Annotated in this window: 16 protein-coding genes and 1 riboswitch; of the genes, 1 reads left to right on the forward strand and 15 read right to left on the reverse strand. The window is 27.6% G+C overall.

What is annotated here, in order from left to right:
* Positions 1-19: 19 nt before the first annotated feature.
* The 3 genes from Q0W06_RS07915 to Q0W06_RS07925 form a co-directional block, all read right to left on the reverse strand.
* On the reverse strand, positions 20-2,092 hold the full coding sequence (locus Q0W06_RS07915) for a molybdopterin-dependent oxidoreductase (protein WP_297633592.1): 2,073 nt from the start codon (positions 2,090-2,092) through the stop codon (positions 20-22).
* A gap of 258 nt (positions 2,093-2,350) precedes the next feature.
* Complete coding sequence (locus Q0W06_RS07920; RefSeq protein WP_297633594.1) at positions 2,351-2,500, reverse strand: hypothetical protein; 150 nt, start codon at positions 2,498-2,500, stop codon at positions 2,351-2,353.
* Between the two features lie 77 nt (positions 2,501-2,577).
* Entirely contained in the window at positions 2,578-3,123 is a 546-nt protein-coding gene (locus tag Q0W06_RS07925) for an NUDIX domain-containing protein (RefSeq protein WP_297633596.1), read from the reverse strand.
* 241 nt (positions 3,124-3,364) lie between these two features.
* On the opposite strand from Q0W06_RS07925, the gene Q0W06_RS07930 reads away from it, so the two are divergent.
* Positions 3,365-4,039 (forward strand): HDIG domain-containing metalloprotein, encoded by a 675-nt coding sequence (locus Q0W06_RS07930; protein ID WP_297633598.1) that lies wholly within the window; start codon positions 3,365-3,367, stop codon positions 4,037-4,039.
* Positions 4,040-4,124: 85 nt separating this feature from the next.
* Here the strand turns inward: Q0W06_RS07930 and ltrA are convergent, their stop codons facing one another.
* The 12 genes from ltrA to Q0W06_RS07990 form a co-directional block, all read right to left on the reverse strand.
* A complete protein-coding gene (gene ltrA / locus Q0W06_RS07935) occupies positions 4,125-5,540 on the reverse strand; it encodes a group II intron reverse transcriptase/maturase (RefSeq protein ID WP_297633600.1) in 1,416 nt (471 codons plus the stop codon).
* A gap of 469 nt (positions 5,541-6,009) precedes the next feature.
* Positions 6,010-6,579: a xanthine phosphoribosyltransferase gene (locus tag Q0W06_RS07940; protein WP_297633601.1), complete on the reverse strand. Its 570-nt coding sequence runs from the start codon at positions 6,577-6,579 to the stop codon at positions 6,010-6,012.
* Between the two features lie 272 nt (positions 6,580-6,851).
* A riboswitch (purine riboswitch) is annotated at positions 6,852-6,953 on the reverse strand.
* A gap of 100 nt (positions 6,954-7,053) precedes the next feature.
* On the reverse strand, positions 7,054-8,364 hold the full coding sequence (locus Q0W06_RS07945) for an O-antigen ligase family protein (protein WP_297633603.1): 1,311 nt from the start codon (positions 8,362-8,364) through the stop codon (positions 7,054-7,056).
* On the reverse strand, positions 8,343-8,906 hold the full coding sequence (locus tag Q0W06_RS07950) for a hypothetical protein (protein WP_297633605.1): 564 nt from the start codon (positions 8,904-8,906) through the stop codon (positions 8,343-8,345). The genes Q0W06_RS07945 and Q0W06_RS07950 overlap by 22 nt, the downstream gene beginning before the upstream one ends.
* A gap of 103 nt (positions 8,907-9,009) precedes the next feature.
* Complete coding sequence (locus tag Q0W06_RS07955) at positions 9,010-10,461, reverse strand: flippase (protein WP_297633607.1); 1,452 nt, start codon at positions 10,459-10,461, stop codon at positions 9,010-9,012.
* Between the two features lie 82 nt (positions 10,462-10,543).
* Positions 10,544-11,569 carry a hypothetical protein gene (locus Q0W06_RS07960; RefSeq protein WP_297633609.1) on the reverse strand — a complete coding sequence of 342 codons (1,026 nt, stop codon included), beginning with the start codon at positions 11,567-11,569 and terminating at the stop codon, positions 10,544-10,546.
* A 9-nt stretch (positions 11,570-11,578) separates the two neighbouring features.
* Complete coding sequence (gene glf / locus Q0W06_RS07965) at positions 11,579-12,688, reverse strand: UDP-galactopyranose mutase (RefSeq protein WP_297633611.1); 1,110 nt, start codon at positions 12,686-12,688, stop codon at positions 11,579-11,581.
* Between the two features lie 9 nt (positions 12,689-12,697).
* Positions 12,698-13,603, reverse strand: a complete 906-nt coding sequence (gene galU, locus Q0W06_RS07970) for a UTP--glucose-1-phosphate uridylyltransferase GalU (RefSeq protein ID WP_297633613.1) — start codon at positions 13,601-13,603, stop codon at positions 12,698-12,700.
* A gap of 53 nt (positions 13,604-13,656) precedes the next feature.
* On the reverse strand, positions 13,657-14,529 hold the full coding sequence (locus Q0W06_RS07975) for a beta-1,6-N-acetylglucosaminyltransferase (protein ID WP_297633615.1): 873 nt from the start codon (positions 14,527-14,529) through the stop codon (positions 13,657-13,659).
* A 19-nt stretch (positions 14,530-14,548) separates the two neighbouring features.
* On the reverse strand, positions 14,549-15,523 hold the full coding sequence (locus Q0W06_RS07980) for a glycosyltransferase (protein ID WP_297633617.1): 975 nt from the start codon (positions 15,521-15,523) through the stop codon (positions 14,549-14,551).
* Positions 15,524-15,533: 10 nt separating this feature from the next.
* The gene (locus Q0W06_RS07985) at positions 15,534-16,604 is read right to left on the reverse strand and encodes an EpsG family protein (protein WP_297633619.1); all 1,071 of its coding nucleotides are present in this window, start codon (positions 16,602-16,604) and stop codon (positions 15,534-15,536) included.
* 9 nt (positions 16,605-16,613) lie between these two features.
* Positions 16,614-17,663: a glycosyltransferase family 4 protein gene (locus Q0W06_RS07990; protein WP_297633621.1), complete on the reverse strand. Its 1,050-nt coding sequence runs from the start codon at positions 17,661-17,663 to the stop codon at positions 16,614-16,616.
* Positions 17,664-17,674 lie beyond the last annotated feature (11 nt).

Consider the following 17,674-nt stretch of genomic DNA (forward strand, 5'->3'; position numbering starts at 1 on the left):
TACGTATAAACTAGAAATCTTATTTTATAACTTCTATATTAACTGCACATGTCTTATATGATGGTTCTTTTGAATACGTATCAAATACTGATGGAGTTAATTTATTTGTTTCTATATAGTGAAGTGGTGCATATAATTCACCCTTCTTAACATCCTTTGTTACTTTAACTAAGAATTTTGATTTTTCTCCATTTATTGATTTTAGATTTACATAATCATTAGTTTTTATTCCTAAAATGCTTGCATCATCATTATTGATATAAACATAAGCTTCATCTTCTACAACATGATTTGTAAATGCTATTTCTCTAGTTCTAGTTTGAGTATGCCATTGCCCAACTGTTCCTCTTCCTGTATTTAAAGTAAATGGATACTCTTTTGTAGTTTCTACTGGGTTTTCTGCTACTTCTTCAAATAGCATTTTTGCTTTTTTATTCTGTGTAAAGAAGTTTCCATCTTCATAAAGTCTTCTTTCATTTGACTCTAATTTTTCTCCTTCTTTAAATGGCCATTGAATTCCCTTTGAAGTCATTAAATCTTCGTAATTAACTCCAGTAAACTCACAAGGTAATCCTTTAGTACATGCTTTTAAAACATTAAATGCACTTTCTTTAGTTTCCCATACCTCTAAAGTATTTCCCATTCCTAATGCTTTTCCTACACCTAAGAAAATATCATAGTCATCTCTTTCATTTTCTAACTTTTTAAGGACTGGTTGAAGACCTGTTAATCTTCTTTCAGTATTTATTAAAAACCCTTCTTTTTTAAGAGTTGATGTAGAAGGTAACATTATATCTGCATAAACTGCACTGTCTGTATCATCATATATATCTTGAACTATAAATAAATCTAAGTTTTCTACAGCCTTTTTAAATGTTTCATTGTTAGTCCATGAATGAATTGGGTTTGTTGCAACTATCCAAAGAGCCTTAATTTCTCCCTTTATTGCCTTTTCAATTATTACATTGTAAGGAATAGTTGGTTTAGTAGGAAGCATTTCTTTATCTATTCTTAAAGCATTAGCAACCTTTTCTCTTTCTGCTTCATTAGTGTAGTCTCCTCCACCATAAAGTCCTGTTGTATTACTAAATAATCTTGAACCCATTGCATTACATTGACCTGTAATAGAATTTGCTCCTGTTCCTGGTTTTCCTATGTTTCCTGTTATAAGTGCTAAATTTATTATAGCTTGAGCTGTTCTAACTGCTTGATAACTTTGGTTTACTCCCATAGTCCACCAGAAAGAAACCTTTTTCCCATTATGTATTAAGTCTACTAGTTCTAAAACTCGTTCCTTACTTATTCCTGTTTCTTCAAAAACATTATCTAATGTAAACTTCTTAACAAACTCTTTGAAATCTTCGAATCCATCTACATGTTCTTTTATAAATTCTTTATCTATATAATCTTTTTCTATTATCGTGTTTGCTATTGTATAAAGAAGAGTTAAATCAGCTTTTGGTTTTATATCTACCCAAATATCTGCATTCTTTGCTGTTTCAGATTTTCTTGGATCTACAACAATAACTTTTGCTTCTTTATTATCTTTTATTTTTCCCCATATAATAGGATGTGCTACTACTGGATTTGCTCCAATTAAAAATATTGTATCTGAAAGTTCTAAATCCTTTAATGCATATGGTGGTGCATCAAACCCAAAACTTTGCTTATGTGCAACTACTGATGTAGCCATACAAAGTCTAGTATTTCCATCTCCATTTCCACCTAAATAAGTTCTACCAATATGCCCTATAAGAGCCATTTCTGTAGTATCAAGCTGTCCTGTACTTATAAAGGCAAAACTTTCTTTTCCATACTTCTCTTGAACGTCTTTAATTCTCTTAGCTGTTTCATCAAAAGCAGTATCCCAAGAAACAGTTTCCATCATTCCATCTTTATTCTTAATTTGAGGTCCATGTGTTTTAAATAAAGTATTTTGTTTATCTAAACTTAATCCTTTAATACAACTAAATCCATTATTTATAGGATGTTCTTTAGTTGGAATTATTTTAACTACCTTTTCATCCTCAACATAAAAATCTAAATTACATGCAATAGAGCAATAATTACAAGTTGACTGTACTTTCTTCATACGAATACCTACTTTCATTTAATAAATCTTTGATAAATTTTTATCTATCTCTATAATTATACGATATCTAATTCCCCAAAAATTAACTGTGATTTTCATCACACTTTTCTTTTTTTCATTAACTAATCTTTAATTATTTATCTTATTTCTATTTAGTGTCTCTATTTTTCCCAATATTTATTTAAAAAATTTATTTTTCTATAAAATCTAAGGAACTCGCCTAAAGACGAGTTCTTAAATTTATTTTTCAAATACTAATTATTCTAATTCTATTTGTGCATTTAATGCTTCTATTTCTCTATTAATATGAGATATTTCCTCGCTTCCAGCCCCTTCTTCCACAAGTAATAACACCTTTAAGTAAAGTTTTTCTCTTTCTTCTATAAGCTTTCTTAATCTTTTCCCCATAACTCATCATCTCCATAAAAAATTTATGTAATCCTTTACTTAGATTATAATACTTTTTATTTCAAATTTTAATATTCTTATACTTTATTTACTAAATATTCATCTTTCAGCTTTTGTAACACTACCCACTCTCTAAAAACCCATCCCTCATTTCCTACTTCATTTATAACTATCTCATTTCTTTCAATAGCTTCGTCTATATCTATTTCAATTGCTTCAAAACCTAATCTTTTTTCATATTCATCTAACTTTTGCAGCTTTTTTTCCTCTTTAACTTCACATAAATAATATGTTGATACCATTTTAAATATTTTTTCTTTTTCATATTTATCAAAATGTTGCTCCGTTACTGTCCCCATTTTTTCAATTATTCTTTCAACATCATATCCTGCCTCTTCTCTAACCTCTCTTATTAAAGTCTCTTCATCACTTTCTCCCTTTTCTTTACCTCCACCAGGGAACTTTATATCACCTCTATTGGTCTTTATCATTAATAGCTTGTCTCCTTTTATAATAACTGCCCTTATTGCTTCTCTAAGATTGACATCATAGAATCCTTCTATTTTTTCTCCAAAAACTTCACTAAACATTTTAGCTCCACCTTTCTTTTTAATTCCTTTCATTAATAATCTCTCTATTCTATCTTACTCCTATTTCCATATAATCTATATATTTTAAAATTTGAAATTTATTTTAACTTTTCTATTGGATTATAACTGCTAAATTTACTAATACTATATTATATATATTTATTAGGAGGTGCATTTAGTGAGAATATATACCTTAATGTGAATTATCCATTTATCTAAATATAAAATATAATTTTCACTAGCTCATACTATACTTTCTCACTAAAAATTATTTATGGATAAAGACTTATTTAAAGATATTAATACTCATTTATTAGAAGATACTAAACCATCTATCTATTTAAAAAGTATTCTTAATGATTTAAAAAATACGCCCTTAAAAATACTTACTAAATTAGAAAAAATTGAACAAAGCCCTGTCCATCACCCTGAAGGAAATGTCTTAAACCATACCCTTCTCGTTGTTGATAGTGCTGCTTTAGTTAGAGAATCCGCTATAGATAAAGAAGTTCTTATGTGGAGTGCCTTATTACATGATATAGGTAAAATTCGAGCTACTAGATTGAAAAATGGTAGGATTGTTGCTTATAATCATGATACTTATGGAAAAGAAGAAGCCGAAAAGATTTTAAACTCTACTAAATTTTTTAATGAAACCACTAAACAAAATATAATCCACTTTGTCTCTTTTCATATGCATAGTTTATATATCTCTAAAAGATTGCCTTTTGGAAACTTATCTAAATTAATGGATACAGTAGATTTAAACCAAATCATTCTATTATTTTTCTCTGATAGACTTGGTCGTGGTGATTTTTCTAAAGAAGCTATTTTAGATGTATTTTCAGAAATTGATCTTATATTAGATACTATTTCTGAAAAATATAATATAGATGCAACTTTCAAATTTTGGTCTAATGCTAAAGCTAACCTTCTTTCAAAATACTAATCGAGTAGGAGCTAAATAATTATTTTATTTAGCGTCCTCTCACACCACCGTACGTACCGTTCGGTATACGGCGGTTCATTAGAATTTAATATTTCATTTGATATGTTTGTGTTAGACTAACAAATCCTAATGATTCTAGATATTTATTATCTAGAGATTTGTTTAAGATAGGGCTGTTGGAAATTCTCCAGTAGCCTTTTCTTGTATTTGCATATTCCCGTGATTTGTATCTGTTAACTCCTAGTTTTACTAGGTTTCTGTATTTAGTACTAATTTTCTTCCACTGTTTCCATATGCAAGCTCTTAGTCTTCTTCTAATCCATTGGTCTAGTCTCCTTAGCTTCGCCGACGCGTTAGCTATTCTATAATAGTTAATCCATCCTATTATTATTTGATTTAATTTCTTCAATCTATATTCCATGCTAATTCCTTTATTCCTATTAGTATAAAATTTGATTTTGTCTTTAAATCTCTTAATTGATTTTTCATGGATTCTTATTTCTGCTCCACTTTTCGCAAAGTAAAACGAAAATCCCAAGAATTTTCTCTTAGATACAATATCTACTGCACTTTTATTCTTATTTACCTTAAGCTTTAGCTTATTCTCTATAAGATTTGTCATAGATTTCATTATTCTTATGCCTGCTCTCTGACTTTTAACATATACATTATTATCATCTGCATATCTACAGAATTTGTGTCCTCTCTTATCAAGCTCCTTATCAAGTTCATCAAGCATTATATTAGCTAATAACGGACTTAAAGGGCCACCTTGTGGCGTTCCCTCCTCACTTGTTACAGAGATACCATTAATAAAAATTCCACTTTTTAAGTATTTTCTTATTAGTGATAATAATCGTTTATCTTTAATCTTCTTTTCCAGTTTTCCCATAAGAATATCATGGTTAACTTTATCGAAGAATTTCTCTAAATCCATATCTATAACCCATCTATTTCTTTCATTTATATATTGCTTTGATTTAATTATTGCATCCTTTGCCCCTCTACCAGGTCGGAAACCAAAGCTATTTTCTGAAAATGATGGTTCATAGATTTTAGTTAAAACTTGAGCAATTGCTTGTTGTATTAATCTATCTTGTACAGTTGGTATCCCTAATAGTCTAACACCACCATCAGATTTGGGTATTTCTACTCTTCTTACTGGTGATGGATTGTATTTAGTTTCTAGTATTTTAGCTTTTATTGTACCCCAGTGTTTTCGAATATGCTCTCGAAGTTCATCGGTCTTCATTCCGTCAACTCCATGACTACCTTTATTGCTAGTTACTCTTTTAAGTGCTAAAAGCATATTATTCCTTTCTAGAACTTCTTCAAGTAACATACTATTATCAAATGCTTCATCGTTTACGCTTTCCCTATTTAGTAAAACCCTAGAATTACTCGGCGCCTTTGATTTACCTTGAAGTTCCACTTCTACTTCCATCATTTGGTCTCTATATTGAGTTTTCTGCTTTCTTTGTAATTTCTTTGATTTATCCAAAGTTGTAAACCTCCTAACGTTCAGTCCTTCCTCCGCTAACGCGTTTAGCGAAGTACTATGACATCTGCTGACTTCTGATAGTTCAGTTATATATCACTATATAGGTTATCTTATAGAATTTAATCTAGATTAAGATGTATCTATCAGACCTCCCCAGGTAAGAACACGTACTTTCACCTCATATATCTGCCACATTTACTTCCTCTATTTCGGATAGTTTAGGGCTTCACTTTGTATTGCAAGTTCACCCATAGAGCTAAGCCTCAAATGTGATTCGTGTACCTCAGACCAAGGTTTTGCTGCCGACTTCCTTCAGATTCCACCTCGCGATGGACACCCTTGTCTTAAGCTAACGGTTGGCACTATCAACCCCCATATCGGACTTTCACCGACTAGTACGTGCCCATGCTGGGCACACAATAATAAAGCGTGAAACTTTCTGTCTCACGCTTTCTTTGCTATATATCTTTTAAAGAAATTCTATTTCCCCTTCTGCAAGTCTTTTAATTCTTGCTAAAGAATAAACTTCATATCCTTTTTCTTCTAATAATTTTCTTCCTGGTTGGAATGATTTCTCTATAACAATCCCAATTCCTGAAACTTCGGCTCCTGCTTCTTCTACTACTCTAATTGCGCCTAATGCTGCTTCTCCATTGGCTAAGAAATCATCTATTATTAAAATTTTATCATCCTTATTTATAAACTTCTTAGATAAAGTTAATTCATAATCTAAATCCTTTGTAAATGAATGTACTGTAGTTTGATAAACTTCTTCATTTAATATTTTAGATGTTTGTTTTTTTAAAGTTACCATAGGCAAGTCCATTAAAAGTGCTGTCATAACAGTCGGTGCTATCCCTGAGCTTTCTATAGTAAATATCTTTGTTATTCCCTTATCTTCAAAATACTCTTTAAAAGTTTCTCCAATTTCATACATTAACTTTGGATCTACTCCGTGATTTAAGAAAGAATCTACTTTTAATACATTTTCATTAATAGCTCTTCCTTCTTCTAATATTTTACGCTGTAATTTTTTCATCTTCACACACCTCTATCTCTTTTTTCTCTTCTTTAAGTACTTTATTTAATATTAAAGCACCTATAGTTCCTGTTGAAATTCCTGTTGAAAATATCATTATTATTCATTACTACTTATCTCCCATTTCAAAAAATTAAAACGAGTAAGTTTATTTAGTATATTTTTAGTTATCTAACTAGTCCCTCTTAATTAAATAACTAAAAATTTCTTATAAATCAAAAAAAAGCGCCTCAAAATAAATTTGAGGCGCATTGCTTACAAGTAATTTTATACATAAAACAAGCTTACCTCGTAGTCTGCTAATTTACGGCTAGCAGGTAGAAACTTTCGGACCTTATCTCCGATTTTATACGAGTTTCTATATGATATCTTGGATTATATCATCATTATTAACTTTTGTACACATTTTTGTAACTTTTTATAATTTTTATCTTAAAATTATAAAGAGATCACCTTTAAAGTGACCTCTTCATTTTATTCTTCTTTCAATTTTTTCTTTCTCTTATCTAAAAGATTTAATGAATAGCTAAATCCTAATCCTAAGAAATAAATCATTAGGAATCTATATTGAATGGCAGTTACTGCAAATATAATATAAATTAAAATATATGCAAATATAACATTTAAATTTCGTTTTTTAATACCATAAAGCATAGCTAAGATAAATGGTATTAAATAAACCATAAATAACATTAATCCACCTTCTGGAAGAACCTTCATAAGGCCTGAGCTTCCTCCAATATCGTTTCCTCTACCAATAAAATTCATATTAGCTTGAACATATTGATATTGGTTAAATCCACAACCAATTATTTTATTTTTCTTCCATGTTTCATAACCAACCTTAAAATCATCTTTTCTTACTGAATATGACCCATATTGATTATCTGCACTATTTTTCACTTTATTCTTTAAGAAGAATCCACCAACCATTATACCAACAGTAGCAAAAACAATTAATAGAACTATTCCAATTGCTATTTTTATCTTAGATTTTCTTCTAATACTGCTTACAATAAAACTTAAAATTCTAAGTGGTATTGCTGCTGCCATTATTCCAATAGCTGTAGTAGATAAAGTTGTCATTATAGTTACTACTAAAATTACAGTACTCACTATAATAATAACTTTATTTAACCATCCTTTAGTTTTTCTAAAGAATAATTCTGCTATTAATGCAATACTTAATGGGAAAGCATACATAGGTCCTTCTGTAAATATCCCTGTATTTCTAGCAAATATATGGTTTCCTATATCTATATACTGAGTTATATAATATAGATTATTATAATTAGGAATTTCTCTTGCTCCCCCCCAAGTAAATACTATCTCACTTGTAGGTTTCATATCTTTCAATATAATTACTTTTACATAATAATATAATGATATAAGGGCTAAAATAACCATAACATTTGATACTTTTAAAATTAAACTATATCGTTTCTTTTTATTTATTCTACCAGATGTATATAAAATAACTCCTAATAATAATCCTAGAAATCCAATAATAAAATCCCCTTTATCCATTCCATTAACCATAATAAATATAGAATTATAAAGAGTTACTGAAATTAATACAATTCCAAGAATAAAAAGTCTTTTTTTATTCTTACAAATCTCTTTAATTGATAATATTACAAGAACCCATAAAACTATTAATGTATAGATCCATAAATTTTGGCTTACATTTAAATTCATAAAATTCCATATAGTATTTGCATTTATAATAATACAAATAGCCAAAAGATATTCTAAAATACTTATTATTTTTTCTCTAATCTCCATTTGCCCTCCATAATCATAACTATACCTAAGCCAATAGCTAAACCACAAACTGCAAAAATTAAAACATCAAGTCTTTTATCTATTCTTATGTCATCTTCACTAACTGTTATTTGTTTCTTTAAATAGACCATTTTTGTAGGTACATACTCTCCATTTTGTTTAATTATAGAATTTCCAATTGCTTCAACAACCTTTATTCCATTATCTAAGTTTTTTGCTTTATAAGTTATATTTATTTGTCTTGAAATAACTGATGGTTCTATTGTTACATTTTTTATTTCTCCATTAACACCTGCATCATTTAATGCATTACTTATAAATCCTTCTTCTTTTTCTTTAGTATTAGTTAAATTTATTATATTCTCATACCTTTGACTTATAGAATTCCAATCATATTTAGTATGTAGATTAAACATTAAATTCATTTTAACTGAATATTTTTGTTTATAAATAAATTTACAATACCCACAAGAAATAGCTGTACAGATTACTACACTTAATAAAACTATTATACTTCTGTTTACTACTTTATTTTTTAACATTTCATTACTCCTAATGTTAAAGCCTTAAAGCAAAAGCTTTAAGGCAATTTTTCTTTATAAAATAATTATATAACTTTTTTCTATATTAATTGTAATATATTTATTAATTCTTAGATTTTTCTATTTTCTCTTTTATAAATTTAAAAACTATTTTGTTAGTTTCATCTTTAATAATAATTAATGCTCCAAAATAAATTATTACTCCTACTACACACTGTATTAAAGTTGTTATGATTTTAGGTTTCATAAATCTTCCAATAACAATTACAATTACTGTCATTATTATTCCTGCAATTGTATATTTGATAATTGCCTTTATTAATGGTCTTAATTCAATTTCTTTATATATAAATATATATTGAACTAATGTTACACTAAATTCAGCAATAACAGTTGCTATACAAGATCCAAAGGCATCATACTTTGGAATCAATAGAAAATTTAATATTACATTTACTATAGCTCCTACTGTAACTGAAATAGTAAATTCTCTATTTCTATTAGTTGGCAATAAATATTGTACTCCTAATACATTACTTAAAGCTATAAAAAATACTATTGAAACTGATATCATTAATAAATATTTTACCTCACCAAATCCTCTACCAAAAAACCAAGGTACAAAGCTTTCTGAAATACTTGCTAATCCAAAAGCCATAGGTATTGCAATATATGAAACACCAATTAAACTTTTATTTAAATGTTTTTTGAGCTTATCATTATCTCCATTAGCAAATATATTGCTCATTCTGGGAAGCATAACTACACCTAATGACGTAACTAACCCTAAAACCAATTTAACTATACTTTGTGACTGTTGGTACAATCCAACTTGTGTTGTATTAGATAACATCCCCAACATAGATTTATCCAATACTGCATATATTTGAATTGCAATTTGTGGAATAAACAATACTAATGCTGGCTTTATATGGCATGTAATATCACTTATACTTATTTTCACTTTTGTAACTGTATTTTTTAAATATGGCCACATTGATAAGTTTCCTAATAAAGCTGTTCCAACATTTATAAATACATATAATGCTACATCTTCTACATTTTTTACCAATGTAAATATTAAAATTACACCTATTACTCTAACAATCAAGTTTCTTGTTACTGTCTTCTTAAAATCTTCTAAGCCCATAAATAACCAAGATATATCAAAAGTTGCTACTAAAATATTAATTCCTTGAATTAGAAATACTTCTCTATAATTTGCTTCTCTTCCGAATACAATAATATAAACAACTAAAGCAATTAATGTAGTTATTGTCTTTAATATAGTTATAGCCCAAAATGTAGTCGATAATTTTTTTTTATCATCTCTTACATATGCAATTTGTCTATTCCCATATAAACTAATTCCTATAGTTCCTAATATAACAAAATATTGTGCCAATGAATTAGTATAGCTAGATATCCCTATTCCACTAGCACCTAATACTCTAGATATATATGGGACTGTAATTAATGGCATTAGTAATGTCACTATTTGATATACAACATTATATACAAGATTTTTTTTCACACTTATATTTTTTTCATTCATTTTTTTGTCCTTTAATAAGTTTTAAGTATTAATCACTCTTTGGTTCACTCAATATTTAATGTATCTTCCATATTGAATAAAATTATTTAACTTTTTCTTCATCATATTGAATTGCCTTTTCTATACTCTCTTTTATATACTCGCCATTCAAAACTTTTCTTTGTATCTCTTTACAATTCATAATATATTCATCATACTTACATTCATTTTTTTCTATCTTCTCATTTATTTCATTTAAATTCCCAATGGAAAATCCAATCTTTTCTTTTTTTACAAATTCTGCTATAGCTGACTCATCCCATACTATTACAGGCATCCCCGCTGCCATATATAATGACAATTTATGAGGGTTGTTATACTTTAAATACTCTCCTGTATCTCCTTCACAGGATTCTATCGATTCTCCATCCCATATAAGCCCATACTTTCCTTTTAATTCACCTGGAAGTTTTTCTGGTTCAAATTTTCCTAGATAATTTATATTTTGTTCTAATTTATTTTTATTTAAATTAGCTCCATATAAATTTAAATTAATATCATTTAATTTATATATGAATCCGCTTTTATTTTCTGATAAATTCCCAGCGAAAACAATATTTTCACTCATTTTTTTAATTTGCTTTTGTTCATCTACTAAATAGTCAAACAAATTCAAATTAATACACTGAGATTTAACTCCATTCTCTTTTATCCATTTTCCCATAAATCTATTGTGACAAATAATCACATCAAAAATATTAAATAATTCAATTTCTTTATACTTTTTTTCTTCCAAATCACGATATCTCAATGTATCTATATCATGAATAATTGCAATTGTTTTACATTTTTTTTGTGCTAATACTTTTAATACTTTTTTGGTTATAAATCGCCCTTGGAATGGATATTGTATTGCTACAACAGAATTCTCCTCAATCCTATTTAACTCTTTTCCTATTTTAACAGATTGTACAACTTTTTTTAATTTTTCTTCTGATATATTTAAAATAATACTCTCAAAATCTATTTGTTCTAATATCTTTATAATATCATTCCTTGCCTTAGACCCCGCATTGAATCTTGTTTCCTCTTCATAATTATTTCTACATTCTAATAAATATTTTTTCATAATATCCCCTTATTTTTTACTTTCTTCCTCTTGTACACAATTTAATGCAGATTCTATTACATTGTGCATATCAAAGTATTTATACTGTCCAAGTCTTCCACCAAATATAATATTCTCTTCGCTTTCTCCAAGCTCTTTATATTTAGCATAAAGATTATTGTTCTTATCATTATTTATTGGATAGTATGGCTCATCACCTTTTTCCCAAGTTGCTGGATATTCTTTAGTTATAACAGTTTTTTCTGAATTACAATCTTCAAAATGCTTATGTTCAATTATTCTTGTATATGGAATCTCATACTCTGTATAATTTACAACTGCATTTCCTTGATGATTTTCTTCATCTAAGATTTCATCTTCAAATCTTAAGCTTCTATATTCTAAAGTTCCAAATTTATAATCATAGTATTCATCTATCATCCCTGTAAATACTACTTTGTCTGCTATACTTTCAAGTTCTTCCTTATTAGCAAAGAAATCTAGATTTAATTTTACTTCTATTCCCTCTAACATTTTTTCTACTATTTTATTGTATCCATCTATTGGTATTCCTTGATATTTATCATTAAAATAATTGTTATCAAATGTAAATCTTACTGGAAGTCTTTTTATTATAAAGCTTGGAAGTTCTGTAGCTTTTTGTCCCCATTGCTTCTCTGTATATCCTTTTATAAGTTTTTCATAAATATCTTTTCCTACTAAACTTATAGCTTGTTCTTCTAAATTCTTTGGATTCTCTATGCCAGCTTCTTTCTTTTGCTCTTCAATTTTAGCTTTTGCTTCAGCTGGTGTTTTAACTTTCCATAATCCATAAAATGTATTCATATTAAATGGAAGGTTGTAAAGTTCACCTTTATAGTTTGCTACTGGTGAGTTTGTATATCTATTAAATTCTACAAAGCTATTTACATAATCCCATACTTCTTTATTGCTTGTATGGAATATATGAGCTCCATATTTATGAACATTTATTCCATGAACATTTTCGCAATATACATTTCCACCTATATGAGATTTCTTATCTATAACAAGACATGTTTTACCTTTTTTATTCATTTCATAAGCAAAAGTAGCACCAAAAAGTCCTGCTCCTACTACTAAGTAATCATATTTCTTCATACTGTTCTCCTATTCTTCTTCCTTATCTTCTTTTCTATTTTCAATATTTAATATACCCTTTAAGTATTCTGTAAATCCATCTTTTAATTCATCTCTTCTTAAAGCATACTCCACAGTTGCTTCTAAAAATCCAAGCTTATCTCCAACATCATATCTTCTTCCTTGAAAGTCATATGCGTACATGGCCTCCCTTTTTATAAGTTCTAAAAGTGCATCTGTAAGTTGGATTTCATTTCCTTTACCTGGTTGTGTCTCAGCTAATATTTCAAATATTCTAGGAGTTACTATATATCTTCCAAGAATAGCAACATTTGATGGCGCTTCATCTACATTTGGCTTTTCAACTAAGCCCTTAACTTTCATTACTCTATCTTCTATTTCTATTCCTTCAACTATTCCATACTTATCTACTTTGTTATGAGGTACAGTTTGAACACCTAATACAGAAGTATGATATTCGTTATAACAATCAATCAATTGTTTTAAACATGGCTTTTCATCATTATAAACAATATCATCTCCTAAAAGTATTGCAAATGGTTCTTCTCCTACAAAAGCTTTGGCACAATTTATTGCATGACCAAGCCCTCTTGGTTCTTTTTGTCTAATAAAATGTATGTCCACCATATTTGAAATATCTTGAACCATATGAAGCATATTCTCTTTTCCTGCATTTTCAAGTTCAAGTTCCAATTCTATACTTCTATCAAAGTGATCCTCTATACATTTTTTACTTCTTCCTGTAATAATAAGGATTTCTTCAATCCCTGATGCTATAGCCTCTTCAATAATATACTGTATAGTTGGTTTATCAACTATTGGAAGCATCTCTTTAGGTTGCGCTTTAGTTGCAGGTAAAAATCTTGTTCCAAGACCTGCTGCAGGTATTATTGCTTTTCTTATCTTTTTATACATCTTAATCATTCCTTTTCATTTTGCATTAATTTTTCTCACAATTAACTTTTAATCTATTCTTCTTTAATCTTTTTTACTAATAAGTTCACTATTTCAATATCTACTTCCTCATCAAATTTTCTTGCAAATATATTCTCACTAGATTTTAATAGTTCAAAATCATTTGATCTATATATATATGGTTTTCCTCTTTGCCAGTCAATTTCTCTAAGTGAATTAGAAATCTCTCCTTCTCCATATTTATTATAAATTTTCACTTCTATTTTTTTAGTGAAAATTATACTTTGTAAAAAATGCTCATCCGGACACAGCGTATTCTTAAAAGTTTTGTATATCCACACTCTCTCTTGAACAATTCTTCTTGCTAATTTATCTGTTATGCTGAACCAATTAGATCCCTTCTTAATCACCACATTGTTATTTCTACTATATCCAAAAATATTTTGTATTTTTATACTTACTTTATTAAAAATTTTATTAAAATTTCTAAATCCTCCTCTTAATTTTTTTGTATAATAAAATTTTTGACACCTCTTGCTATACTCTTCATTTTCTTTCTCATCACAAAAATGGATAAATTCAAACCCATTGTTCTCTACAAAAAAATTATTGATTTCCTCATTTGATTTGATACTTATATCGACTCCCGATATAAGATGATAATAATCTGCCTTACCTTTTATTGCTAGCTCTAATAAATCTAACTCACATTCTACTTGTGATATATCTCCCCACAGTATTTTTTTTCTATCAATGAATGTTATTTTTCCTAGCTTCACTTTATTTTCAATTTCATTTTTAGGAAACTCTTTACTATTGTAGTCAATATGAATATAAAAGCTAGTATCTTTTCCATCTAATATTTCAATATTTTTCTTCAATATTTCATAATTATTATGTGCTATTATCAAATATGCATGTTTCATTCTCCGCTCCTCACTAAACTTATTTTTTATACTCAATCCAAACCTTTCTAAATGTCTTTTTACCCAACATCAATACTAAGATAGCTATCTTATCTCTTTTATTTGCTTTTTTATCTAATACTACATATTTTGAATTCGCTTTTATTTTCTTTATAAGCTCATCTTCAATTTTTTCATATTTTCCATTACACATTAAAACTTGCCTTAGCATATTAAAATTCGAAATATTACCTCTTCTTCTTGCTGCTTTTTTTAAATTTGGATAATTCATATCAATAAATTCTATCATTCTATCAGTATACTCTATTAAATCCATTTTTCTTATATTAAAGCTCTCATTCATTATTGATGATTTTCTAATTAAATAAAAATACTTTCTTTCTGGCCCAAATACTATTTTTTTTGCCTCATTTAAAATTTCATACATAATAGCAATATCTTCATATAATTTTCCTTTTGGAAATCGTCTTTCTTTGAATAATTCTTTATTATACATTTTTCCCCATGCAGAATGATCAAATAATTTCTGATACAATATAGTTTCTATAGCTTCTTCATCATTTAATAACCTTATTGGCTCATTTTCATTTGCACTTCCTATAGGTTTTTTTTCTCCATTTTCAAAATACTCATAAAAACTACAAACTGAAATTTTAGCGTTATGTTCTTTCACCATTTCATATAGATATTCAATATAATCATTACTAACAAAATCATCACTATCAATAAAAACTAAATATTCACCTTTTGCTACATCAATTCCATAATTCCTTGCATCCGATAGGCCTCCATTTTTTTTATCTACTATCTTTATTCTTTTATCACTTTTTTCATATTTTTCACAAATTTCTAATCCTGAATCTGTTGATCCATCGTTCACTAATATTATCTCTATATTTTCATATGTTTGGCTTATTATACTTTCTATACATTTACCTAAATAATTTTCTACATTATATATAGGTACTATAATACTAATTAACTCTTTATTCATTATTCACTCCTTACCCAAATATACTATGATATGGTAGTACTTGTTGATATCCTTTTATAACAATTGTGTGTATTAAATAGAATCCATATAATCCAACTACTACGAGTTTCAAAAGATTTCTTATCATCTTACTTTCTATTTTACTTAATAAAAAAGGAATAAATAAAATTTGAGTAAATGTAAAACATAAAATTGCTCTAGATATTAAAGGAATTACCGCTGAAAATAATAATAATTCTACTGTTATAAACTGTAAATTAAGCATTACCATATATTTCCTATCATTTTTCAGTTTTTTATAAAATGCATATCCAAATAAAAGAATCCCTAAATTAATTATAAATGACCAATAATCAAATACTCCTTTATTAAATGCAGTATGAAAATATCCTATATATTTAGTAAAACTTAGTATATATATAAATATATCGTAGATAAACGGCATACATAAAATTGATATTATACTAACTATTATGTGAGTTTTTATCTTTTTATTAAATAAGAAATAAATAGGAAAATATATAAAAGCAGACATGTGTATCAATGCTGCTATTAATATAAATATAAAATATTTCTTTATATCTCTATTTATTGCATATTTTAAAGCATATAAAAATATTGCTACGGCCACACTCTGCCTTACAACATTCATTGAAATAAAATATGTTGTTGTTATTACAAATAAAATAATACTTAAAAGTATATACTCTGATTGTTCATATATCGCTAAATATATAAAACCACATATAAGTACTGATGTTAATACAAATAACCATTGATAATTTGAAGTACATATTGCCACAATTTTATTTATTAGATAAAATCCAATTTCATATCCTCCATTATGTCCTGACTCTACCGATAAAAAGCCTGGTACATATCTATAAAAATAATCTGTTCCTAAACCATATCTAACAGCTGAAACTAAAAATAGTGGTAAAAATGAACATACTGCTAAAAACTTATATACAATAGTATTAATTATTTTTGCATTTCCTACATTCCCCTCTACTCTTTTTGCTGTAATTGCTAAAAATGCAAATACCAAAGATATTAATAGGGCGCTTATATAAATTTCCATTCCACCCTCCTATTTTTTTCCTTCTTTTATTTTTTCTATCAGCTCATTCCATTTTGGCATAATATTTTCAATTTTAAATTCATTTGCTTTTAACTTAGCTTCTATAGCCATTTTTTTTATTTTTTCTTTATCTTCTATTAGACAATTAATTTTTTCTGCTAATTTTTCTACATTGTTTGCCTCAACTAAAAAGCCATTTTTTCCATCTATAATTAACTGACGTGGTCCTGTCTCGCAATCAAAACTTACACAAGGTAATCCAAATTCCATAGCTTCTATCAATACCATCGGTAATCCTTCCCACCTAGAACTAAGCACAAAAAAATCTGCTGATTTATATATTTTATCGATAGTTTTTGTAGGTGGTATAATCTCAATCGAATTGTCCAAACTTAATTCAGATATTTTCTTGTTAAAGCTTCCTTTTAATTCACCTTCACCAACTATTTTCAGTTTCCAATTTTTCCTATCAATTAGTTTCCATGCATCAATCAGCATATCTTGACCCTTCTGTTCAGTTAACCGTCCAATATTTAATATAATATTATTTTCATGACTACTTTCTATATCACTCTTAAAGCTACACGGATTATTAATCTGAATACAGTTCTTTACCCATGGTTTAATTATATCTCTATCCTTTATTGTTAATGTCACTACACATTCAAAGTTTTTATAAAAAATTCTTTTCATTCCTCTAAGTAATTTAGGTGTTGTAAAATAGTCACAATGTTCTGTTGCTATTATTTTACTTTTTGTATTAATACTAGCAATACCAACAAATAAATTTAATAACCTCATTGATAATGTAATGTAAATTTTTTCTTCATTTACTTTTAAAATTCTATGTAACTTTTTCAACATGTCTATTTTTCCATTACTTCTCAATGGAATTTTTTTTATTCTCTTATCAAGTTCATAAAATGACTCTTCACAATTATCTAAAATTAAAATTTCAACTCTATTTTCTTGAACAAATTCATTTGCTAATAATGAAATAACTCTCTCTCTTCCCCCACTTCCTTTAATACTATCAATAATAAAACATATTTCTTTCATCAATTTCACTC

Source organism: uncultured Clostridium sp. (genome assembly GCF_947072515.1).
Taxonomy (GTDB): domain Bacteria; phylum Bacillota; class Clostridia; order Clostridiales; family Clostridiaceae; genus Clostridium.